Source organism: Zymobacter sp. IVIA_12111.31 C1 (assembly GCF_047495495.1).
GTDB lineage: Bacteria > Pseudomonadota > Gammaproteobacteria > Pseudomonadales > Halomonadaceae > Zymobacter.
On record NZ_CP179930.1, the window covers coordinates 711,025 to 732,726 of the forward strand.

Below are 21,702 nucleotides of genomic sequence, written 5' to 3' on the forward strand. Positions count from 1 at the left end.
TCGAGGAAGATGTCATGGGATCAAGGGGGATCTGGGTGGGGCTACTGGCGGGCATGGCGCTTTTAAGCGGCTGTGCCAGCAAGCCAGCGCCACTCTATTACTGGCCTGGCTATCAAGAACAGGTCTATGCCCATTTCCAGAACGAGACATCTGCTGAGCAGCAGATCGACATTCTGGAGAAGCATCTGCAGAAGGCGCAGAGCAAGGGGATGACCCCGGCACCGGGGTATTACGCTCAGCTGGGCATGCTCTACAGCCTGACGGGGCGTATGGATGAAGCTGTTCCTGCGTTCGAACGCGAGCAGGCACTGTTTCCTGAGTCGGTGCCGTACATGCGCTTCCTGATGCGCAACATCAAGACCGATCACGGCAATGCTCGTGTTCATGGGAGCTGATGCATGCGAACTCTGTTCATAAAAGCGGTAGGTGTCGTTGTTGGCGCACTACTGCTGTCAGGCTGTGCCCTGCCGTCCACGCCGTACGACTACACGGCATATCGTGCCAGTCGCCCCACATCGGTGCTAATCCTGCCACCGATCAACCACTCGCCAGAGGTTAAGGCGACCTATAGCGTGCTGGCGCAGCTGAGCCGTCCGCTGGGCGAAGCGGGTTATTACGTATTGCCCGTCGCGTTGGTCGACGAAACGTTCCGTGGCAACGGCATGAGTACGCCCGAGGATATCCAGAGCATCCCGTTCGACAAGCTGCACGACACGTTCGGTGCCGATGCGGCGTTATACGCTGTAGTTGAGGACTATGGCACTTCCTATCACGTCATCAACAGTGACACGAGGGTGACGCTATCGGCGCGACTGGTAGATTTGCGGACGGGCGCACTGCTGTGGCAAGGGGCAGGGTATGCTTCGACCGCAGAAGAGCGCGGTCAGAGCAGCAGTCTGGCGGGCATGCTGCTGAGCGCCATCGTTAATCAGATCGTAGATTCCGTCAGCGATTACGGTCATGAAGTGGCGGGGCGAGCCGATGAACGTTTGCTGAGTCCGCAGCGCGTCAATGGCATCCTGCCGGGGCCTCATTCCCCTACCTATGCACAGGCGATGGCGACCCCTACGCCGTAGAGGCGTGATGTTCACTCCTGCTGTGTTATGAAAGGCCGCCGTGATGGCGGCCTTTTTTTACTTATTTCTCAGTGTGGTAGTGGGATTTTATTGCACTTCGATACAGGTTCCTTACCGTAACATTAGGTGTATCGTAACCGCGGCAGTCCGTCGAGCACATGACACTGACGCCACGCGCCAACGGCGCTGTTGTCGTGATGGACATGGAGTCTGCGCAATCTCTGTATGGTGGCATCGTGTCAGGGTGCAGGGATGACAATCAGGGAATGGGCTTGCCAGTGTTAGATAGCGGCTTGAAATGGCGATGGTAGGGCAATGCTAAGGTTTTCGATCACTCGGTTGGGCATGCGCTAACAGGGTGCGCACCATTCAGTGTCTGATCGTCCCGTTACCCTTTTGGCATGCGGCCAAATGCCCAAGTGATGTTACATTATTTCAAGCGTATGCTGTTCTTATGGACAGGAAGGGTTTTTGTCGCCCGTATGCGCACTAGCCCACCGGTATCCCCTGTTGCCTGCCTGTCCCGATGCGCAGTGCCCGCGTGCTGCGTAACAGATCGGTCGGGACATTGCTGTCCCTGCCACTCACCACGATTATCAGAGGGGCTGTCTTCAATGGCATCTTCAACATTCTATGTGCCACCAGTAAACGAAATGGGCGAAGGCTCTTTGGAAAAAGCCATCGGTGACCTGAAAGGCCGCGGTTTCAACCGTGCGCTGATCGTTACCGACGCGTTCATGAATTCCTGCGGTACGGCAGGTAAAGTGGCATCTCTGTTGGACGCGGCGGGTATCCCTTCCGTCATCTTTGATGGCGTTATGCCTAACCCGACAGTCGGCAGCGTGTTACAGGGTCTCGAACTGCTGAAAGAAAACGACGCTGATCTGGTTGTTTCCGTCGGTGGTGGTTCACCGCACGACTGCGCCAAAGCGGTTGCTCTGGTGGCTACCAACGGTGGTGAAGTCAAGGATTACGAAGGTATTGATCGTTCCAGCAAAGCTGCGTTGCCGCTGATCTCGATCAACACCACGGCCGGTACGGCTTCCGAAATGACGCGTTTCTGCATCATCACTGATGAAGAACGTCACGTGAAAATGGCGATCGTCGACCGTCATGTCACGCCGATCGTTTCCGTCAACGACCCGATTCTGATGATGGGCATGCCGAAAGGCCTGTCAGCGGCAACTGGTATGGACGCGCTGACGCACGCTTTCGAAGCCTACGTTTCTACCGCTGCAACGCCGCTGACCGACGTCTGCGCGCTGAAAGCGGCTGAGCTGATCGCTCGTTTCCTGCCGATCGCTTGCGAAGACGGCAGCAACATGGAAGCGCGTGAAGCCATGGCTTACGCACAGTTCATGGCCGGTATGGCGTTCAACAACGCTTCTCTGGGCTATGTACACGCCATGGCACACCAGCTGGGCGGTTACTACAACCTGCCTCACGGTGTCTGCAACGCCGTACTGCTGCCGCACGTACTGCGCTACAACGCTGAAGTCGCCGCTGCTCGCATCAAAGACATGGGTGCTGCAATGGGCGTCGACGTTGCGGGTCTGAGCGACCGCGACGGTGCTAACGCCACTATCGCTGCCGTTGAAGCGCTGTCCAAACGCATCGACATTCCGGCAACGCTGACGGATCTGGGTGCTAAACGTGAAGACGTCCAGATTCTGGCTGACCACGCGCTGAAAGACGCTTGTGCACTGACCAACCCGCGTCAGGGTTCTCAGGAAGAAGTCGAAGCGCTGTTCCTGGAAGCGTTCTAAGCGATTGAGAAAATGCCTGCGGGCATCACTCAATGCTGAAAAAGCCCGGCCTTTCTACAAGGTCGGGCTTTTTTGTGGCAGCAAAAGATGACGGTCGATACTCAGCATACTTTTCTTCGTTGAATGATGACGGCCTTCGCCACCTCCATTCACATTGATATCAACCTATTGGAGTGGGTTTCTCATGCCGTCATAAAGGTAGGTTTGCGCATGGGGTAGGGATAACCTGCAATCCGCGATAAAATAGCGTTATCTTTGGCGCTTCGCATTGGGTCCTCGGCATTGGGGGAGCGGAAGCGCATCACCGATTTTCTGTGAGGCTGTCTTGAGCGATTCTCCTTCTGTGCCCCATCATTCTGACGCGGCCGATGCGCAGCTGGCTCGGTTGCAGCAGTGCTGCGATCAGCTTCCTCTGCGTGAAGCGGCCGATGTGCGCAAGCGCCTTTCTGCACTGCGGCGGCGCGTCAAACAAGGTCAGCCTGTCGACCGCTCGCTGACGGCGCTACAGGCGCAGTGCGATGCCAGCCTTCGCCAGTTGGAAGCGCGGCTTTCTCAGCCTATCACTTTGCAGTATCCCCCTGAGCTGCCGGTGTCCGCGCGCCATGATGAAATCCTGAAGCTGCTGGAAGCGCATCAGGTTGTCGTGATCGCGGGGGAAACCGGTTCGGGGAAAACAACTCAGATTCCCAAGCTGTGTTTGGAAGCGGGCAGCGGTCGTCGTGGGCTGATCGGTCATACCCAGCCGCGGCGTCTTGCAGCGCGTAATGTGGCCGCGCGTTTGGCCGAAGAGCTGCAGGTGCCGCTGGGTGAAACGGTCGGTTTTCAGATGCGTTTTGCCGACAATACCAATGAGCATACGCGAATCAAGCTGATGACCGACGGTATCCTGCTGGCCGAAATTCAGCATGATCCTCAGCTGCTGCGCTATGACACCCTCATCATTGATGAAGCGCACGAGCGCAGTCTTAACATCGACTTTCTGCTGGGCTATCTGCGCCAGCTGATTCAGCGTCGCCATGATCTTAAGATCGTCATCACCTCGGCAACCATCGACGTCGAACGCTTCGCCGAGCATTTTGCCGACCCGCGTACGGGCAAGCCCGCTCCAATCATTGAGGTATCCGGACGTACCTATCCAGTCGAGACGCGCTACCGTCCGTTGATGCGCGACAGTGCCGAAGAAAGTGATCTGACGCTGCAGGAAGGCATCCTAGAAGCTGTCGAAGAGATTGCTCATATCGAGCGTGAAAAGCGCTGGTTTACGGGGCCGCGTGACATTCTGGTCTTTTTGCCGGGTGAGCGTGAAATACGCGAGACGGCGGAAACGCTGCGCAAGGCACAGTTACGTGATACCGAGATTCTGCCGCTGTATGCGCGCCTGTCGGTTAGCGAGCAGCAACGCATCTTCTCGCCGTCCGTCGGGCGGCGCATCGTGTTGGCCACCAACGTGGCGGAAACCTCGCTGACCGTACCGGGTATTCGCTATGTGATTGACCCCGGGCTGGCGCGCATCAGTCGTTATAGCCCGCGGGCCAAGGTACAGCGCCTGCCGATCGAACCGATCAGTCAGGCTAGCGCAGAGCAGCGCAAGGGGCGCTGCGGCCGTATCAGCGAAGGGGCATGCATTCGTCTCTACAGCGAAGATGATTTCATCCTGCGACCGGCTTTTACCGAACCGGAGATTCGCCGGACCAATCTTGCGGCGGTCATTCTGTCGATGCTGGCCCTGCGTCTGGGCAATATTGAAGCCTTCCCTTTTCTGGAGCCGCCCGAAAGCCGTGCGGTGCGCGATGGTTTCCGACTGCTGAATGAGCTGGGGGCGGTCGACAGCAATGATCGGTTGACGCCGCTGGGTCGCAAGTTGGCGCGTTTGCCCATTGACCCACGCTTGGCACGCATGGTGCTGGCAGGGGCCGAGTTCAAGGCGTTGCAGGAAGTGCTGATCGTCGTCAGTGCGCTGGCGGTGCAGGACCCTCGCGAGCGTCCTGCAGATCAGCGTGAAGCGGCGGACCAGAAGCACCGCGAGTGGGCTGATAAAGACTCTGATTTCGTCAGTTGGCTCAATCTGTGGAATGGCTTCGCGACCGCGCGCGATGATCTGTCATCAAGTGCGCTGCGACGCTGGTGTCGTACACACTTCCTGAGCTACATGCGTTTGCGCGAGTGGCACGACACCTTCCGTCAGCTGCGTCAGCTTGCACAGGAACTGAAGCTGGGCGAGGTGCATCCGCGTCTGGCACGCGACGAAGAGGGCAAGCTGGCGATCGAAGTCGATGGCATGCACCGCGCGCTGCTGACAGGGCTGCTGTCCAACCTTGGGTTGCACCTTGAGAACCGCGAATACTTAGGGGCGCGCAACCGTCGTTTCATGATTCATCCCGGTTCCGGGCTTTCCAAGCGAACGCCGAAGTGGATCATGGCGGCTGAAATGCTGGAAACCACCCGTCTATATGCGCGCGAAGTCTCGGGTATCAAGCCGCAGTGGATCGAGCCGACGGCCGGTGAGCTGGTCAAGCGCAGCTATAGCGAACCGCATTGGGAGAAGAAGCGCGCACAGGTCGTGGCCTATGAACAGGTCACGCTGTTCGGGTTGCCCATCGTGACCCAGCGCAAGGTGCACTATGGTCCGATCGCACCGCAGGAATCGCGTGAAATCTTCATTCGCAGCGCGCTTGTTGAAGGCGAGTTTCGCACTCAGGGCAAGTTCTTCGCCCATAACCGCGCACTGATCGGAGAAGTGGAGGCGTTGGAAGACAAGGCGCGCCGCCGCGATATTCTGGTCGATGAAGACACGCTGTTCGCGTTTTATGACGAACGCATTCCCGACAACATCACGAACGGCGCCAGCTTCGAGCGCTGGCGCAAGGATGTCGAGCATAACGCCCCGGAAGCACTGTTCTTCGACTTGGATGCGCTAATGGCGCGCGAAGCCGAGGAGGTCACCGATCAGCGCTATCCCGAGCGACTGATGGTGGCCGACATGCAGCTTCCGCTGTCCTATCACTTTGCACCGGGCGCTTCAGACGACGGTGTGACGGTGTCGGTGCCGGCGGTGATGCTCAGTACCCTGCCGCGTGAGGCGCTCGACTGGCTGGTGCCGGGGCTGCGGCGCGACAAGGGCATTGCGCTGATGAAGTCACTGCCCAAAGCGCTGCGCCGTCAGGTCGTGCCGATCCCCGACTGGGTCGATGCGGCGCTGGAAGCGCTGACGCCGGGGCAGACCTACATGACCGAGGCGCTGGGCGAGTTCCTGCGTCGCCGCACGGGAGTGCGGCTGTCGGATGAGGACTGGCACGTCGAACAGTTGCCGCCTCATCTGGTCATGAACATTCGTGTACTGGATCACAAAGGGAAGGTGCTAGGCGAGGGGCGTGATTTGGATGTGCTGATCGCGCGTTTCGAGCGACAGGCAGAAGAAGGCGCTGCGGCACTGGCCGATAGCCGCCAGCCGCGCACGGGACTGACCGCATGGCCTTCGCAGCGCCTGCCCGAACGCGAACGCCGTGAGCAGGCGGGCATCCGCGTCGAAGCCTATCCCGCACTGGTCGACGAAGGCGATAGCCTCGGGGTCGTGCTGTTTGACCACCCGGGCAAGGCTCACGAGCAGCATCGACATGGGGTGAAGCGCGCCGCCATGCAGGCGCTGCCGGAGCAGGTACGCTATTTTACGAAGTCGATGCCGAAACTGGATCGTTGTGCGCTGCTTTTCACCAAAGTCGGATCACGTCAGGCGCTTGCATCCGATATCGTAGATGCTCTGTTTCTACGTGCGTTCTCTTTCGACCCACTGCCCCGCAGTGCGGACGAAATGGCCGAGCGTATTGAAGCGCGTCGCGGTGATCTAGGCGAACTGGCCGATATGCTGGCCGATGAGGTCGAAGCCGCACTGAAGGGCTATCTTGACGTCACCAAGAAGCTGAAGGGCAATGTCAGCCTTCAGTTGGCGCGGGCCTATTCCGATCTGAAAGCACAGATGGCTCGATTGGTTCACCCGGGATTTGTCGTCGATGCAGGTGAGTGGCTGAGCCACTATCCCCGCTATATGCAGGCGGCACTGCTTCGCCTTGAGAAGCTGGGGCGCGACTATCGGCGCGATACCGTTGCAATGCAGGAAATCCACGATTTCGAAGCGCGTTGGGATGCGCGACGACAGAGCGTCAAGGGTGCCCTTGACCCCGCACTGGCTGAATTCCGCTGGTGGATTGAGGAACTGCGCGTCTCCCTGTTTGCCCAGCAGCTGGGCACACTGGACACCGTATCGGTCAAACGTTTGGAACGGCGCTGGCAGGAAATCATTGCCGGAGAATAACGTTTGGATACGGAACTTCGCTCTGTTGTTTGCTTTTGTAAAAGGGCAGGGCCAACCGTATAAGCATCGTGATACGATGCCCACATATTTGCATGCCATTGTGGACGGGCACATGTCCGCAGGCATGCTTCAAGTGTCGAAGAGGCAGGCATGAAGGCAGCAGGATTGAAATTCACGGCAGCAGCAGTGCTGGCGACCACGCTGAGCGGCTGTGCTGGCATGTACACACAGGACGGTGCGCCCAACGATCCATTAGAGCCAGTCAACCGTAAGGTGTTTGCGTTCAACGACGCGCTGGATGAGTATGCGCTGCGCCCGGTAGCCAAGGGCTACAACGCGGTGACGCCTCAGCCGGTACAGGACGGGGTAACGAATTTCTTCGGTAACCTAGGCGAAGTCAGCAACATGGCCAATGGCGTGCTGCAGGGAAACCCGAAGATACTGGGCATCTCGCTGTCGCGCTTTTTGATCAACACGACACTCGGGCTGGGTGGGTTCCTCGACCCCGCAACGCAGCTGGGTATCGAAGCGCGTCATGAAGACGTGGGCAAGACGCTGGCCGCATGGGGCTTCCGTTCAGGGCCTTTCCTGATGCTGCCGATTCTGGGGCCGAGTTCGTTGCGTGATACGGTCGGCAAGCCGGGTGACTGGTATGTCAGCCCGACGCACCAGATCAGCGATGACTATACGCGCTGGGGGTTGTATGGCCTGAACACCGTCAACTGGCGTGCGAGCATGCTGGAGCAGGAAAAGCTGCTGCAGGGCGATCGCTATACGCTGTTGCGCGATGCGTGGATGCAACGCCGTCAGTTCGAGATCGACGGTGGGCAGACAAAGCATGATCCTTTCGCCTCGGGCGATTTCGATTATGACGAACCGGCTGCCGAGGCCGCACCTGCCACACAGAAGTAACCCGCACTTCACGATGTGATCACCGTTCGAGAAAGTCGCTGCAATCAGCCTTTTTCGGACGGTCTTTTTTACCCTTCTACGCGATGTCCGCAGAAGGGGGCTATCGTGCGCTCGAATCCCCATTTTTTCGATAAGAAACAGCGCGCGATAGACGCAGTATCTGACCCGCGGCCTATCGAGGGATGACGACCGCGAGATGAGGCGCCAGGGCCGTCGTGACTGGCGTTGACCCTGACAGGCAGATAGACCGTGACAGCACATGAGGTATGAGTGAAAGGCCTTGGCATAGGCCATTGGCTGTCAGCAATGCTCCGACAGACTGCCTGGACATACTAATGATGAGAAAAAAAGGAGGTGCAGTCTTGAAACGTTTCGCCCCCCGCCGTCTGGCCCGCTTGCTGGCCCTGATGATGGCGTTGACACCTCTGGCAACGGATGCGTATCTCCCCGCCATTCCAGATATCGCTCGTTATCTAGGAACCGAAGCCAGTGCTGCCGCCAACTCTATGAGCCTCTATTTATTGGGCTTCGCCTGTGGTCAGGTCATTTTCGGTCCCATCTCTGACCGTATCGGTCGTCGCCCTGTCGCCATCGGCGGTATCATCGTTTTCTTCCTTTCCAGCCTTGCCCTTGCCTTCTCAAGCAGCCTGATGATGTTCTGCTCGCTGCGTTTCGTCGAAGCCCTAGGGGGCGGTGCGTGCTCTGTGAATGCGGCTGCCGTCGTGCGAGACCGTTTTTCAGGGCGTGAATCGGCGCGGATGATGTCGACTATGACGATGATCCTGTTGCTAGCGCCATTGGGTGCCCCGTCACTCGGCGCCTTGCTGAACAACTATGCCGGCGGTTGGCAGGCCATCTTCCTGTTTTTGGCGATCTATGCCTTGATCGCACTGACGCTGGTGAGTCGCAAACTGCCAGAAACGGCGGTGCTGTCCGGGCATGCCGAAGGGCTGGCAACCATTGCACGTCGTTACGGACGCGTGCTGGGGCACCGCGCTGCGCTGGGTTACATTATTGCCGTGGCCTGCTCGTACGCGGGCATCTTCTCGTTCCTGTCGGCGTCATCGTATCTGTGCATCAACTACTACAAGGTGCCCGAGTGGATCTATGGGTTGATGTTTACCGGCAACATCATTCTGGTGCTGGGGGCTAATCGCCTCAATCTATCGCTATTGAAGCACCACTCGCCGCATGACATCCTCAAGGTGGGCATGATGCTGCAGCTCTGCTTTGGGGTGATGGCGTTGCTGACAGTTGCATTGCGTTTGGATGCGGCCTGGACGCTGATGCCGTTAGTTATCATCTTCAGCTCAATGAACGGCTTGATTACGGCCAATGCCATCTCGTCGATGCTGGACTATTTCCCCAGCATGAGCGCCACAGCAACGGCGGCGCTGGGGTGCATCCAGTTCAGTTCCGGCGGTATCGGTAGCTTCATTGTCAATGCGTTTGGGGACTATGGCCCATGGCCGCTGGTTATCATGTTGACCAGCGTAGGCGTCATCTCCAACGTGATGTTTCGTCTGCTATCCGAAGCGCATGCGCGTAATACGTCCCGAGAGGGGCTTACAGAAAAACCGCATGCTGAGTTGGAGGATTCCTCTCTGCGCACCTGATGAGAGGAGATGGCGTGCAAGGTTCATTGAATGGGCCGTCGGCGAATGACCCATTCAATAGCGCGCGATAGCAAGAAGGCCCCGGCTTCATGGAAGCCGGGGCCTTCTTGTATAGAGACGTATCGTCAGCCGTTGCGAGCGATCAGATATGCTGGTCGATGAATGCTTCGAGCTGTTGGCGGTTCAGACCACCAGTAACGGCCGCAACGCGCTGGCCTTTGTTGAACAGCATGACGGTCGGGACACCACGAATGCTGAGTGCCTGCGTGACGTTAACGGCTTCATCGACGTTGATGTCGACGAAACGCAGGTCGTCATCGCTGCGTGCAGCGGCAACCTGTTCTGCGATCGGCGTCATGACCTTACACGGGCCGCACCACGGTGCCCAGAACTTCACCAGTACTGGGGTGTCGGCGTATTCCAGTACGTCTTTCTGGAAATTGCTGTCATTGACGTCAATGAACTTGGACATAAGGCTCTCCTTGAATTCGGTGGGGCAGGTTTAACCAACCGTTATAGTCAGATGGTAGCCTGATGTCAGAAGTGGAGCAAATACAACGCAGGCTATCTTTTTTATCAACTTACTCTATATCAGGTCACTGGGCGGCAAACAAAAGAGGGCGCACACTTTTTTTATCAACGGTGATCTTTTTGTCAACGATACTCATTTGTGCCCGCTCACCGAAGCATAGTCGGGTAAGTCCTCGTATGGATCATCAGCATGTTAGCAGAGCCTCTGACGCTCCATGACGGTCGGCCGTCGTGGAGTGGCAGATATGCGGTGCGATTCCAGAGGGCTGCCGAGGAGCAGAGGGCCGGGCTTTGGCAGCATGGCGACCTGCTGGATTGCACTGTAGTGGCTTCCAGCAGAGAGACTGCCTAATATCCCCGCGTATAGGCCGCATAGATAGGCAGTCCGTCCTCCGCCAACGCGGGCTTAGAGTGATACCGTTAGAGTGGCCACAGGTAGTGCAGGCCCATACCCAGCAAGATGACGGTCAGCACCCCACGTAGCAGTTTGTCAGGCATGCGTCGTGCCATGCTGGCACCAAAGTAGACGGCAGGTACCGAGCCGATTAACAGGGCGCACAGTAGGAACCAGTCGATGCCGCCCATGAACATATGGCCAGAGCCGGCAACGAACGTCAGCGGTACGGCATGCGCGATATCGGTGCCCACGATATGGCGAGAGGGGTATTGGGCGTAGATCAACATCAGTAGCGCCGTACCAATGACGCCTGCGCCGACCGAGGACAGCGTCACGCAGATACCCAAAAACAGTCCGGTCAGCACCGACAGCGTGGTGGCATGGCGCAGCAGAAAGCTGCCGTGAGCGTTAGCCCAATGGTATAGGCGGGCGCGGAAGATCAACGTGACGGCAGTCAACACCAGCAGGGCACCCAGCGAGCGAGTGATGAGCGCATCGCTGATGTCGCCTTCGGCCTGTAGGTGGCGCAGTACGAACAGCGTGAGCAGCGATGCAGGGATGCTGCCGAGTAGCAGGAAGGCCACCGTTTTCCAATCAATATTGCGCTGACGCTGATGGGATACCACGGCGCTGCACTTGGTGATTGAGGCGTACAGCAGGTCAGTGCCCACGGCCACTTGTGATGGAATTCCCATGAACAGCAGCACTGGCATCATCAGCGAGCCCCCGCCGATACCCGTGCACCCCATGCAGAATCCGATCGCCGCACCCGCTGCAATGAAAATTCCAAACGTTTCCAATGTCATGAAAGGCCTCTCAGCTCACACGGTGCGAATATAACTTGCCATCGTGGAAAAAGAATGTTGACACTGTAGGCGCAATTTCTTATATCAAAAAGTATCGTTTGTTCATTATCTTATTCCCTGATAGCTTGAAAAAAGTTCGCTCACTATCGTTCAGAAGGATATTGCCTTGAAACTTCAGCAGTTACGTTACGTTTGGGAAGTCTCGCGCCATAACCTGAACGTCTCCGCGACGGCTCAGCGGCTGTACACTTCCCAGCCGGGCATCTCGAAACAGATTCGTCTGCTGGAAGGCGAGCTGGGCATCGAGATATTTGCCCGCAGTGGCAAGCACTTGACGCGTGTGACACCGGCAGGACAGACTGTCATTGACCTTGCAGGTCAGGTGCTGCACCTCGTCAACAACATCAAGCAGGTGGCCCAAGAGCACAACGACGAAAACCAGGGGAGCCTCACACTGGCGACGACGCATACTCAGGCCCGCTATGTGCTGCCCGAAATCATCAAGCAGTTTGGTGAGCGCTATCCCGGCATCAGCCTGCACATGCACCAAGGCAATCCGCGTCAGATCGCGCAGATGGTATGCGATGGTCAGGCCGACATCGCGATCTGCACCGAAGCGTTGACCCAGTTCAACGATCTGGCGGCTCTGCCGTGGTATCGCTGGAACCGCAGCGTGCTTGTACCCAAGGGACACCCCTTGTGCGATGAAGAGCACCTGACACTGGAAGCGCTCGCCAAGTACCCGCTTGTCACATACACCAGTGGCTTTACCGGCAGTGCACAGCTGGCGGAGAACTTTTTGGCCAAAGGGCTGGAACCGAACGTCGTACTGACTGCCGCGGATGCCGACGTGATCAAGACCTATGTCCGTCTTGGGTTAGGGGTTGGGATTGTCGCGCACATGGCTGCGGAAGCGATCGACACGGACCTGGTTGCGATCGACGCGCGCCATCTGTTTGATTACTCCGTGACGCGTATCGCTCTGCGGCGGGGGGCTTATCTGCGCAAGTACATGTACGACTTCATCGAACGCATGGCCCCTCACCTGACACGTGAGCGAGTAGATGCGGTCATGCAGAACACTCGACAGGACGCCCAGCTGCTGGAAGATATCGAGTTGCCGGTGCGCTGATACGCGATATGGATACATGTTGCTGTGTGACAGACAGAGAACAGCCCCGAATGACATAGCGCCAGGCCCTTGCGGACCTGGCGCTATGCACATGTGGTGTCTGACAACGATCACCGACGACGCCTAAAAGCGTCCGGTGCGGCGCTTAATAGTGGCGTAGACGAGCGATGAATTCGTGCGCGCTGGCCACGAGGGCATTGTGGTTCAGATCAATGCTGTCTTCCTGCGCCAGTGGGAATTCAATGGAGCGCAAAGTATTGGGCTTAAAGGCGGTCCACAACGTCGACCACGCCGCCAGATGCGGTGCACGCGGCTGACAGACACGGGGTTGGTCGTGAACGATATCAATACTCTTGCAGTGGATGTACTCGACCCGAGCGCCGAGCTGACGTGCTGCGTCAATCGGGTTCTCGCCCACCCAGTACCAGTTGCCGGTATCGAAGGTCAGTCCTGCTTCTATGCCCGCTTCAGCCAACAAGGCCAGTGCCTTTTCCATGACCTCAATGTCACCGCCCTCAGGAGTCTGATCGTTTTCGATCACCAAGCGCACCGGACTCTGTTTGAGGCGAATCGCTACGGCCTCCAGCTCTTCACGCGAGAGCGACGGATCGGCTGGTAGGGTACCAATGCTGACTTTCAGTAGGCGCGCGCCCAGTTCTTCCGCGATCTCCAGTGCCTTGAGCAACCCTTCCTTGTCACAGTGCTCGTAGTTCCACACGTGTACTTTGGCAGAGAACGTGCAGCCCAGCTGCAGGTTGTCGAGCACGTTCTTGAGCGAGGAAAGCGGATAATCAGCCGGCGTCATTAGTTCCTGACGGACCTCAAGGCCAGCGGCTCCGGCGCGGGACGCCAGGTTGGCCGCCGTGGCGTGACCGTGGTGTTTGACGAACACGGGACCGAATGCGTTGGCACAGATGAAGACGGGAGCACTCATGGCGAATTCCTGCAGTGAACGGTGAGAAAAAAGCACCTAGCGACAGCGAGGTAGTCGAGCGGCCCTCTATCACTAATGGAAAGCATGCTTCGAAGATGTACCGAACTACCGCACTTATCAAGTGCCTGCGACTACAGTATGACGGCAATGGTACAGGATACCAGCCTTTTGCCGGGGGCACCTGTTCCGCGCCAATAGCGCGTCGGCCGCTATGAAAACATAGGGGCACGAATACGCAAAAGGCACCCCGAAGGGTGCCTTTTCAACGTCGAACCATACGATCAGTGCAGCTTGAGGCGTGGACGCAGCCAGTGGTTCAGGCGGTCGACAACGATCTTCGCCAGCATGCGCGGCGTACCGTAGATCGCCTGCTGGTGCATGCGGTACAGCGACGTGTAGAAGGTACGCGCCAACCAGCCTTCGATGAACAGACCACGTGTAGATGCACCGCGCATCAGACGGCCCGCTGCGTGGAAGTGCGACAGCGATACCAGAGCGCCCAGGTCACGGTATTCGAACGGCTTCATTTCCTTGCCGTTGATCAGGGCGACCAGGTTCTTATACATGGTGCTGGCCATCTGGTGAGCAGCCTGAGCACGCGGCGGAACGAATTTGTCATCCGCTTGCGGGCAGGCGGCGCAGTCGCCGATCGCAAAGATATGCGGATCATCGACGCTCTGCATGGTCTGGTGCACTTCAATCTGGTTGTTGCGGCGCGTGCTCAAGCCCAGCTCTGACAGGAACTTCGGTGCCATGACACCCGCTGCCCATACCAGCAAGTCCGCATCGATGCGTTCGCCCGTCGAGGTCTCGAAGCCGTGTTCATCAGCCTTGGCAACCATCGTCTGGGTGTGAATCTGAACGCCAAGGCGTGTCAGTTCCTGATGAACGTTGCTGCTGATACGTTCGGCCAGTGCCGGCAGAATGCGGTCGGCCGCTTCGATGATATGCACCTTGAGGCGCTGGCGATCGACGCCCGTCACGCGATAGCTGTGCAGCATTTCGACGGCGTTGAACAGCTCGGCGGACAGCTCCACGCCGGTTGCGCCCGCGCCTACGATGGCAATGGTCAGTTCCTTGTCACCGTCCTGGCCGTTGTCGGCCGGAGCGTTTTTCAGGAATGCGCTCAGCATTGCTTGGCGGAAGCTTTCTGCCTGCTGCGGACTGTCGAGGAAGTAGCAGTTATCGCGAACGCCCGGAGTACCGAAATCGTTCGAGATGCTGCCTACCGCCATCACCAGATAGTCATAGTTGAGCGAACGCTCGCCGATGATGACTTTGCCTTCTTCATCATTGATCGGCGCCAGCGTCAGCGTACGAGTTTCCTTGTCCAGCCCCGTCAGGGTGCCGCGCTGGAAGTAGTAGCCGTTCTGGCGCGCATGGCTCTGATACGACACTGCGTCGAGGTCAGTATCGAGTGCGCCGACAGCGACTTCATGCAGAAGCGGTTTCCAGATGTGCGTCGGATTACGGTCGACGAGAATGATGTCGGCACGCTTGCGTTTGCCCAGAGTGCGACCTAGGCGAGTGGCGAGTTCAAGGCCGCCAGCGCCTCCGCCAACGACAACGATTCGGGGGCTTGTCATGGAATGTTCCTTCGAGCGCTGATGAAAATAATCGAACGGCAACCGATCCCCGCATACGGCGGCTGAAAGACCGGTGCTTGCCGTCCCACGATAGAGGTCAAGCTTCAGTGCCTAGAGTGCAGTGTAGTAGTGGGCACTGGCTTGTGCTTGAATACCCTGGCTGTAGCCAATAATTGATCATAATACTACAGCTATATGTGACATTATGCCGCGAATTGAACGAATGCGGTATGGGCAATGTCAACTTTATCGACAAGCGATAAGCCTTCTTTATCTAAAAATCGCGCAAAGGCAGTGGGTTGGCGGGATAAAAAAAGTGAATGCTGTCGCTTAGCCGATACCGACTCCACGCAGCGCCAGCAACGGGTTATCGGCCTATCTCAATAAGTCTTCATGACGTCGCGGCTAATGCCAGAAGCCTTCCTCAGTTGAATCACCCCATCGACTCGTTTAGTGTCACTGGGATGCCCACGGCTGCGCGGCAGGCGGCCAATACGCCTTGCAGCGGCTCTCCTGCGCTCTTCCCACAGGATGTGCGCTACGATTCCGTATGGGCATTCTGTATTTGGTGCCGTGTATATCTTTCTCTTCGAATAATGAGAGCGCTGTCACATGATGACCCCAGAGCGTTTTGCTTCTCTTGCAGAAGCAGGCTACAACCGGATTCCAGTGACTCGAGAGTTGCTGGCTGATCTGGACACACCGCTTTCCACCTATATGAAACTGGCAGATGCGCCTTGGAGCTTTCTGTTGGAATCCGTTCAGGGGGATGAAAAGTGGGGGCGCTACTCTTGGATAGGCTTGCCGTGTCGTGAGCGTATTGAAGTGCGTGGGCACGTAGTACGCCGCTTCAAGGATGGGTATCAGGCGGGTGCCACTGAAGTGGCCGATCCTCTGGAATGGATTGAGCAGTTCCGTTTGCGTTTCAAGGTGCCCGAAGAGCCGGATAGCCGACTCAACGGGGGGCTAGTGGGTTATTTCGGCTACGATACCGTGCGCTATATCGAGCCTCGCTTGGCGGGTGTCGAAAAGCCCGATCCGCTCGAAATCCCCGATATTTTGCTGCTGGTTGCTAACGATTTCGTGGTCTTCGATAGCTTCAGCAATAGCCTGAAGTTGATGACCTATGTTGACCCGAGCGAAGACAATGCGTACGGCCGCGCGCAGGAGTATCTGTCCACGCTAGAGCACCAGCTGCGCGACAATGTGCTGACGCCCGAGCAGACAAAGGCTGACGTGGTCAGTGACCCCACGACCGAAGATGACTTCTTCTCCAGTTTTTCACAGCAGGATTACGAAGCGGCAGTCGAGCGCATCAAGGAATATATCCGCGCCGGGGACCTGATGCAGTGCGTGCCTTCGCAGCGCATGTCGACCCGCTGCAAGGTGTCGCCGCTGGTACTGTATCGCGCCCTGCGCAACATCAGCCCGTCGCCGTACATGTTCTACTTTAACTTCGAAGATCATCACGTGGTCGGGGCGTCACCCGAGATACTGGCGCGTGTCGAGAACGGCCAAGTGACGGTGCGACCGATTGCGGGCACTATCAAGCGTGGCTGCAATGCGGAAGAGGACAGTGCGCAAGCTGAGGCGCTGATCAACGATCCCAAAGAACGTGCCGAGCACGTCATGCTGATCGACCTCGGGCGCAACGACGTCGGGCGCATCAGCGAAGACGGTTCAGTATCGGTCACCGACACGATGGTGATCGAACGTTATTCTCATGTCATGCACATCACCTCGAACGTGGTGGGAACGCTGCGTAAAAACCTTGGTCCGATGGACGTATTGCGAGCCACGTTCCCGGCGGGCACGCTCAGCGGCGCACCGAAGATCCGTGCGCTAGAAATCATTGATGAGCTGGAACCCGTCAAGCGTGGCATCTACTCCGGTGCCATCGGGTATCTGGCATGGCAGGGCAACATGGACATGGCCATCGGCATCCGTACGGCCGTCATCAAGGATGGCAACCTGCATTTGCAGGCGGGTGCAGGCATCGTGGCCGATTCTGTTCCTGAAAAGGAATGGGAAGAAACACTCAACAAGCGGGCCGCGATGTTCAAAGCGATCGAACTGGCTGAGCGCGGTCTGAATCTCTGATGGTTCACGCCATATGACGAAAAGGCGGGGTCTGTGTTCTTCAGGCTCCGCCTTTTCATCACCGTGTGTCGGTGAATACGAAAGAACGTGAAAGCATATTGTAGAACAGCAGGTTAGGGGTGAGATGCCCCGTGCTATCCCGTATGATCGAAGACACGCACAAGATTGATTTTGTACTGAACGGCAGCCCTGCGGGCGCTGCCGAGCTGATTAAGACGAGGGGTTTCAATGAAAATCAAAATGATGCTGGGTTCTATCGTGCTGGCGACCACCAGCCTGATGGCCATCAGTGCACAGGCCGCGGTTGCAACGACACCGGAACAGGCCGTCCAGGGCTATTTCAGCACGCTGGAGAGCGGTGATGAAAATGGCTTCTTTGAGCTGATGAATATGCCGGAAGCCATGAACAAGCTGCCAGCACAACAGCAGACCGAAGCCAAGCACCAGGTCTTCGCGGGTATGCAGGGAGCGGTCAAGCAGGAAGGCGGTCTCAAGTCGCTGGACGTATCTAAAGCACAGGCCGGTCAGGACGGTGCGCATATGATCGTGCACTACAAGGCCGTTACGAACAGCGGGCAGACGCACGAAGAAGACGTTCCGGTCGTCAAGGTGGGTACACACTGGAAGGTTGGCCAATAAGCCCGACGTCGGGCGCGTCCGCGCACCTTGCCTTGCATGATGTCGTGTAGTGGCATGCCCGACCGTTGAAAGCGGACCGCTTCATGGCTGTTCGCCTACATTAGCAATGCACTATAGGGATGATAATTTCATGAAGATCAAAACACTGTTGGGTGCCATCGTTCTGACGGGTAGCAGCCTGCTGGCCGTTACCGCTCAGGCTGCTGTTGTTGCAACGCCCGAACAGGCAGTAAAAAGCTACTTCAACGCCGTGGATAAAGGCGACGAAGCGGGCTTCAATGATCTGATGCAGTTCCCTGATGTTCTGGCACAGCTGCCGGCAGAACAGTCTCAGAAGATCCGTCACGACATGTTCCAGCAGATGCAAGCCAGCTTGAAGAGCGAAGGCGGTCTGAAAGCGCTGGAGGTTTCCAATGCCCAGAAAGGCGCTGATGCTAGCCATATGACGGTGCATATCAAGGGGTCTACCCGCAACGGTGAAACGCACGAAGCGGATGTACCGGTCGTGAAAGTCGGCAAAGGCTGGAAGGTCGGTCAGTAAGTCCGCCGAGCGGCATACCGTACACAGGATGGGCCGCCCAGTATGATCTTGATCCTCTGCGGGTAGCACGGATGGCCTTCTTTGTGATGGGGCGCTTGATGAGCGATGGGCGTGATATATCACGGTCATCGCTTTTTTATGTACGGTGGGTATTGATACCCCCTCACAGGCCTAGCAATGAACGCCCCATGAGTGCCGATGGGAGGTGCTGCGGTGGTCTGACATCGCACCGCTGGCGAATATTTGTGGCATCGTGACAGGGCACGGCAAAGTGCTTGGCAGGCTGGTCAAGCCGGGAATCGACAGGGTGTTTTTAAAGAAATCGGTGTTCGGAGTGTTCAATCGTCATGTCGCTGCGCTTGCGACAGTCTTCGGGCGCTTGACAGGTCTGGCAGGATGTAGCATTTTTGAGCACATGAACAATTTTATACGTAACACTCTGACTAACGGCAATTGGTGGCGCTCCTCTTAACTGGTGCGGCGCTAACGTATGTCAGAATGAAACGTTCGAATGCCGCCCCTTTGAGGCGGCATTTTTGCGTTTATGGCTTCAAAGGGAACGGCTCGTAATGCGGGCAATATCTGCATCCAACGCATTTAGCGACTATCAATAAAAAGGGTGCAGGGTTCACTGAGGATAACCGCCATGAATGTACTGATGATCGACAACTACGACAGTTTTACCTTCAACATCGTCCAGTACTTGGGCGAGCTGGGCGCGAAGGTAGAGGTTATTCGCAACGACGCTGAAACGATCGAACAGCTTGCCCAGCGTGATTTTTCCCACCTCGTTATTTCTCCTGGCCCGTGCTCTCCCAATGAAGCGGGCGTTTCCATGGCGGCCATCGAACATTTTGCCGGACAGGTGCCGATTCTTGGTGTGTGCCTTGGCCATCAGGCAATCGGTCAGGTCTTCGGCGGCCGTGTTGTACGCGCTCCGCGTGTCATGCACGGCAAAACGTCGCTTGTCGATCACACCGATAGCGGTGTCTTCGAAGGGCTCGATAACCCGCTCGAAGTGACGCGCTATCACTCACTGATCGTCGATCGTGACACGCTGCCAGAATGTCTGGAAATCACGGCCGTTACCACGGCCGACGACATTACTCCCGGACTGATCATGGGGCTGCGCCACCGTACGCTGGATATCGAAGGCGTTCAGTTCCACCCCGAGTCAATTCTGTCGCGCCAGGGCCATGAGCTGCTGAGCAATTTCCTCAAGCGACGCCCTGTCGGTAACGCTGCCGCCTAACGGGCTGTGCACCGTTGATGTGCGGTGAGCGCCAAAGGTCAACGCGGTAGCGACGCCAAGCGGTACCGCCGACGCAGGCACCGTCAGTATGGTTTGCCGATGCGATTCACTTCGGCCGGCTTTATGAGAATGACAGGATCAATAACAAGAGAGAGTGAAATGAAGGAAATACTGGCGTCTTTGATTGAGGGGACAACGCTGTCGCGAGATCAGATGCATAAGGTGATGCAGACCATCATGTCCGGCAGCGCACAGCCCGAGCAGATCGCGGGTGTGCTGGTTGCGCTGGCAGCCAAGGGGGAAACCAGTCTTGAGATATCGGCGGCGGCGGAAGTGCTGCGTGAGCTGATGGTTCCCGTGGAACTGCAGGCCTCCGCGCCAGCGATTGATATCGTCGGAACGGGCGGCGATGGTGCCAACCTGTTTAATGTGTCAACGGCGGCCTGTTTCGTGGTGGCCGCAGCGGGTGTGCCGGTGGCCAAGCACGGCAATGTCGCGGTGTCATCGTCTTCTGGCAGCGCCAATCTGTTTCGTGCGCTAGGGTTGGATCTATCGCTGTCACCCGAGCAGATCGGGCGTTGCATCAATGATGTCGGTATCGGCTTCATGTTTGCGCCTCAGCACCACCCGGCCATGAAGCATGTCGCGCCGGTGCGCAAAGCGCTGGGTGTCAGAACGCTGTTCAATGTGCTGGGGCCGCTGATCAACCCTGCTCGCGTCAGGCATCATGTGATCGGGGTCTATGCGCCAGAATTGCTGACGGTCATGGCCGAAGCCCTGCGTGATCTGGGCAGCGAGCGGGCGCTCATCGTTCATTCCGAAGACGGTTTGGATGAGCTGTCGATTGCGGCACCGTCCCAGATGGTGATGCTCGATCACGGTGAAATCACGCTGTGCGATTTCGATCCCGCATCGGTAGGCATTTCAGGGTCGCTGGAGCCGCTGGTCGTCGATTCAGCGGAACAGAGTCTAGCGCTGATTCAGGCCGCCTTCGCAGGGGAACCGGGACCCGCTGCTGATATCATTGCCTTGAATGCAGGGGCGGCATTGTGTGTTGCACAGCGAGCAGGCACTATTGCTGAGGGGGTTGCCATGGCACGTTCTCTGATGATGAACGGAGCCGCCGCCGAACGCGTTCGACAGCTACGAGCTTTTGCGCCGGCCGCGTCGGCCTGATGGCAGAAGACTATTCAGAGGGGCCGTTTGCCCGCTCGACCGAGGAACCAGGTACCATGACACAACAACCTACCGTACTGACGCGCATCATCGCGGCCACACGCAAGCTGATCGACGCGCGCCAGCAGCAGGTCTCGTTGGCCGAGCTGAAGCATGCCAGCGAACAGGCAGCACCGCGCCGCGGTTTTGCGCAAGCACTGAACGTACGCATCGCTCGCGGGGAACCGGCCGTTATTGCCGAAATCAAGCGCAGCTCGCCTTCCAAGGGGCGTATTCGTGAGCATTTCGAGCCTGCGGATATCGCGCAGAGCTATGAACAAGGGGGCGCTGCCTGCCTGTCCGTACTGACCGAGCCTCATTTTTTCGAAGGCAGCCCTGAATATCTGCAAGATGCGCGCGCGGCGTGTGCGTTGCCCGTGCTGCGCAAGGATTTTATCGTCAGTGCTTATCAGGTGCATGAAGCCTGCGTGATGGGCGCTGATGCGATCCTGCTAATCGTAGCTGCGCTGGATGACAAGACGCTGCACTCGCTGCATGCACTGGCACTGTCGCTGGGCATGGATGTGCTGGTCGAAGTGCATAATGATGAAGAGCTGACCCGAGCACTGACGATTCCGTCACTGGCTCTGCTGGGTATCAACAACCGCAACCTGCATACCTTCGACGTCAGCCTCGAGACGACACTGACGTTGCGTGACCGCGTGCCTGAAGGTGTGACGCTGATTACCGAGTCCGGCATTCTGGATCGCGCCGATGTCGAGCAGATGCTGGCCGCCGACGTTTACGGTTTTCTGGTCGGTGAGGCCTTCATGCGTGCCGATGTACCGGGCGATGCGCTGCAGGCGTTGTTTTTCCCGCAACAGTTGTTTTTCCCACAACAGTCGTAATACACAAAGACGCCGCTGGAGTGAAAACTCAGCGGCGTCTTT

17 protein-coding genes are annotated in these 21,702 nt (G+C 57.5%); 13 read left to right on the top strand and 4 right to left on the bottom strand.

Translation table 11 applies throughout. The features are described 5' to 3' along the window. The first annotated feature begins 14 nt into the window (after positions 1 to 14). The 6 genes from ACMHYW_RS03190 (at position 15) to ACMHYW_RS03215 (ending at position 9,679) form a co-directional block, all read left to right on the top strand. Positions 15 to 395: a DUF4810 domain-containing protein gene (locus tag ACMHYW_RS03190; protein WP_414500856.1), complete on the top strand. Its 381-nt coding sequence runs from the start codon at positions 15 to 17 to the stop codon at positions 393 to 395. A gap of 3 nt (positions 396 to 398) precedes the next feature. Further along, positions 399 to 1,076 (top strand): DUF799 domain-containing protein, encoded by a 678-nt coding sequence (locus ACMHYW_RS03195; protein ID WP_414500857.1) that lies wholly within the window; start codon positions 399 to 401, stop codon positions 1,074 to 1,076. A 614-nt stretch (positions 1,077 to 1,690) separates the two neighbouring features. Then, on the top strand, positions 1,691 to 2,842 hold the full coding sequence (gene yiaY, locus ACMHYW_RS03200; RefSeq protein WP_027705093.1) for an L-threonine dehydrogenase: 1,152 nt from the start codon (positions 1,691 to 1,693) through the stop codon (positions 2,840 to 2,842). A 325-nt stretch (positions 2,843 to 3,167) separates the two neighbouring features. Then, positions 3,168 to 7,151, top strand: coding sequence for an ATP-dependent RNA helicase HrpA (gene hrpA / locus ACMHYW_RS03205; RefSeq protein ID WP_414500858.1), 3,984 nt, complete (start codon positions 3,168 to 3,170; stop codon positions 7,149 to 7,151). Between the two features lie 150 nt (positions 7,152 to 7,301). Continuing rightward, positions 7,302 to 8,063, top strand: coding sequence for a VacJ family lipoprotein (locus tag ACMHYW_RS03210; RefSeq protein ID WP_414500859.1), 762 nt, complete (start codon positions 7,302 to 7,304; stop codon positions 8,061 to 8,063). Positions 8,064 to 8,425: 362 nt separating this feature from the next. Further along, positions 8,426 to 9,679: a multidrug effflux MFS transporter gene (locus ACMHYW_RS03215; protein WP_414500860.1), complete on the top strand. Its 1,254-nt coding sequence runs from the start codon at positions 8,426 to 8,428 to the stop codon at positions 9,677 to 9,679. Between the two features lie 142 nt (positions 9,680 to 9,821). On the opposite strand, the gene ACMHYW_RS03220 is transcribed toward ACMHYW_RS03215, so the two are convergent. Then, positions 9,822 to 10,151, bottom strand: coding sequence for a thioredoxin family protein (locus tag ACMHYW_RS03220; RefSeq protein WP_027705096.1), 330 nt, complete (start codon positions 10,149 to 10,151; stop codon positions 9,822 to 9,824). A 479-nt stretch (positions 10,152 to 10,630) separates the two neighbouring features. Continuing rightward, positions 10,631 to 11,413, bottom strand: coding sequence for a sulfite exporter TauE/SafE family protein (locus ACMHYW_RS03225; RefSeq protein ID WP_414500861.1), 783 nt, complete (start codon positions 11,411 to 11,413; stop codon positions 10,631 to 10,633). Between the two features lie 166 nt (positions 11,414 to 11,579). Here ACMHYW_RS03225 and cysB point away from each other — a divergent pair, with 166 nt between their 5' ends. Next, the gene (cysB, locus tag ACMHYW_RS03230) at positions 11,580 to 12,545 is read left to right on the top strand and encodes an HTH-type transcriptional regulator CysB (RefSeq protein WP_414500862.1); all 966 of its coding nucleotides are present in this window, start codon (positions 11,580 to 11,582) and stop codon (positions 12,543 to 12,545) included. A 145-nt stretch (positions 12,546 to 12,690) separates the two neighbouring features. Here the strand turns inward: cysB and ACMHYW_RS03235 are convergent, their stop codons facing one another. Together ACMHYW_RS03235 and ACMHYW_RS03240 are read right to left on the bottom strand one after the other, a co-directional pair. After that, the gene (locus ACMHYW_RS03235) at positions 12,691 to 13,479 is read right to left on the bottom strand and encodes a sugar phosphate isomerase/epimerase family protein (protein ID WP_414500863.1); all 789 of its coding nucleotides are present in this window, start codon (positions 13,477 to 13,479) and stop codon (positions 12,691 to 12,693) included. A 281-nt stretch (positions 13,480 to 13,760) separates the two neighbouring features. Continuing rightward, the gene (locus ACMHYW_RS03240) at positions 13,761 to 15,065 is read right to left on the bottom strand and encodes an NAD(P)/FAD-dependent oxidoreductase (RefSeq protein WP_414500864.1); all 1,305 of its coding nucleotides are present in this window, start codon (positions 15,063 to 15,065) and stop codon (positions 13,761 to 13,763) included. 615 nt (positions 15,066 to 15,680) lie between these two features. Here ACMHYW_RS03240 and trpE point away from each other — a divergent pair. From trpE to trpC, 6 genes are all read left to right on the top strand, one after another. After that, the gene (gene trpE, locus ACMHYW_RS03245) at positions 15,681 to 17,165 is read left to right on the top strand and encodes an anthranilate synthase component I (protein WP_414501463.1); all 1,485 of its coding nucleotides are present in this window, start codon (positions 15,681 to 15,683) and stop codon (positions 17,163 to 17,165) included. A 228-nt stretch (positions 17,166 to 17,393) separates the two neighbouring features. Then, positions 17,394 to 17,804 carry a hypothetical protein gene (locus ACMHYW_RS03250; RefSeq protein ID WP_414500865.1) on the top strand — a complete coding sequence of 137 codons (411 nt, stop codon included), beginning with the start codon at positions 17,394 to 17,396 and terminating at the stop codon, positions 17,802 to 17,804. A gap of 130 nt (positions 17,805 to 17,934) precedes the next feature. Continuing rightward, the gene (locus ACMHYW_RS03255; protein ID WP_414500866.1) at positions 17,935 to 18,345 is read left to right on the top strand and encodes a DUF4878 domain-containing protein; all 411 of its coding nucleotides are present in this window, start codon (positions 17,935 to 17,937) and stop codon (positions 18,343 to 18,345) included. 646 nt (positions 18,346 to 18,991) lie between these two features. Further along, positions 18,992 to 19,597 (top strand): anthranilate synthase component II, encoded by a 606-nt coding sequence (locus ACMHYW_RS03260; RefSeq protein WP_414500867.1) that lies wholly within the window; start codon positions 18,992 to 18,994, stop codon positions 19,595 to 19,597. Between the two features lie 159 nt (positions 19,598 to 19,756). Continuing rightward, complete coding sequence (trpD, locus tag ACMHYW_RS03265; RefSeq protein ID WP_414500868.1) at positions 19,757 to 20,773, top strand: anthranilate phosphoribosyltransferase; 1,017 nt, start codon at positions 19,757 to 19,759, stop codon at positions 20,771 to 20,773. 56 nt (positions 20,774 to 20,829) lie between these two features. Then, entirely contained in the window at positions 20,830 to 21,660 is an 831-nt protein-coding gene (trpC, locus tag ACMHYW_RS03270; protein ID WP_414500869.1) for an indole-3-glycerol phosphate synthase TrpC, read from the top strand. Positions 21,661 to 21,702 lie beyond the last annotated feature (42 nt).

Coding starts and splice junctions, on each gene's coding strand:
- ACMHYW_RS03220 (WP_027705096.1), bottom strand. CDS start 10,151: ATGTCCAAGTTCATTGACGTCAATGACAGCAATTTCCAGAAAGACGTA.
- ACMHYW_RS03240 (WP_414500864.1), bottom strand. CDS start 15,065: ATGACAAGCCCCCGAATCGTTGTCGTTGGCGGAGGCGCTGGCGGCCTT.
- ACMHYW_RS03195 (WP_414500857.1), top strand. CDS start 399: ATGCGAACTCTGTTCATAAAAGCGGTAGGTGTCGTTGTTGGCGCACTA.
- ACMHYW_RS03190 (WP_414500856.1), top strand. CDS start 15: ATGGGATCAAGGGGGATCTGGGTGGGGCTACTGGCGGGCATGGCGCTT.
- ACMHYW_RS03235 (WP_414500863.1), bottom strand. CDS start 13,479: ATGAGTGCTCCCGTCTTCATCTGTGCCAACGCATTCGGTCCCGTGTTC.
- trpE (WP_414501463.1), top strand. CDS start 15,681: ATGACCCCAGAGCGTTTTGCTTCTCTTGCAGAAGCAGGCTACAACCGG.
- ACMHYW_RS03260 (WP_414500867.1), top strand. CDS start 18,992: ATGAATGTACTGATGATCGACAACTACGACAGTTTTACCTTCAACATC.
- trpC (WP_414500869.1), top strand. CDS start 20,830: ATGACACAACAACCTACCGTACTGACGCGCATCATCGCGGCCACACGC.
- ACMHYW_RS03225 (WP_414500861.1), bottom strand. CDS start 11,413: ATGACATTGGAAACGTTTGGAATTTTCATTGCAGCGGGTGCGGCGATC.
- ACMHYW_RS03250 (WP_414500865.1), top strand. CDS start 17,394: ATGAAAATCAAAATGATGCTGGGTTCTATCGTGCTGGCGACCACCAGC.
- trpD (WP_414500868.1), top strand. CDS start 19,757: ATGAAGGAAATACTGGCGTCTTTGATTGAGGGGACAACGCTGTCGCGA.
- yiaY (WP_027705093.1), top strand. CDS start 1,691: ATGGCATCTTCAACATTCTATGTGCCACCAGTAAACGAAATGGGCGAA.
- ACMHYW_RS03255 (WP_414500866.1), top strand. CDS start 17,935: ATGAAGATCAAAACACTGTTGGGTGCCATCGTTCTGACGGGTAGCAGC.
- ACMHYW_RS03210 (WP_414500859.1), top strand. CDS start 7,302: ATGAAGGCAGCAGGATTGAAATTCACGGCAGCAGCAGTGCTGGCGACC.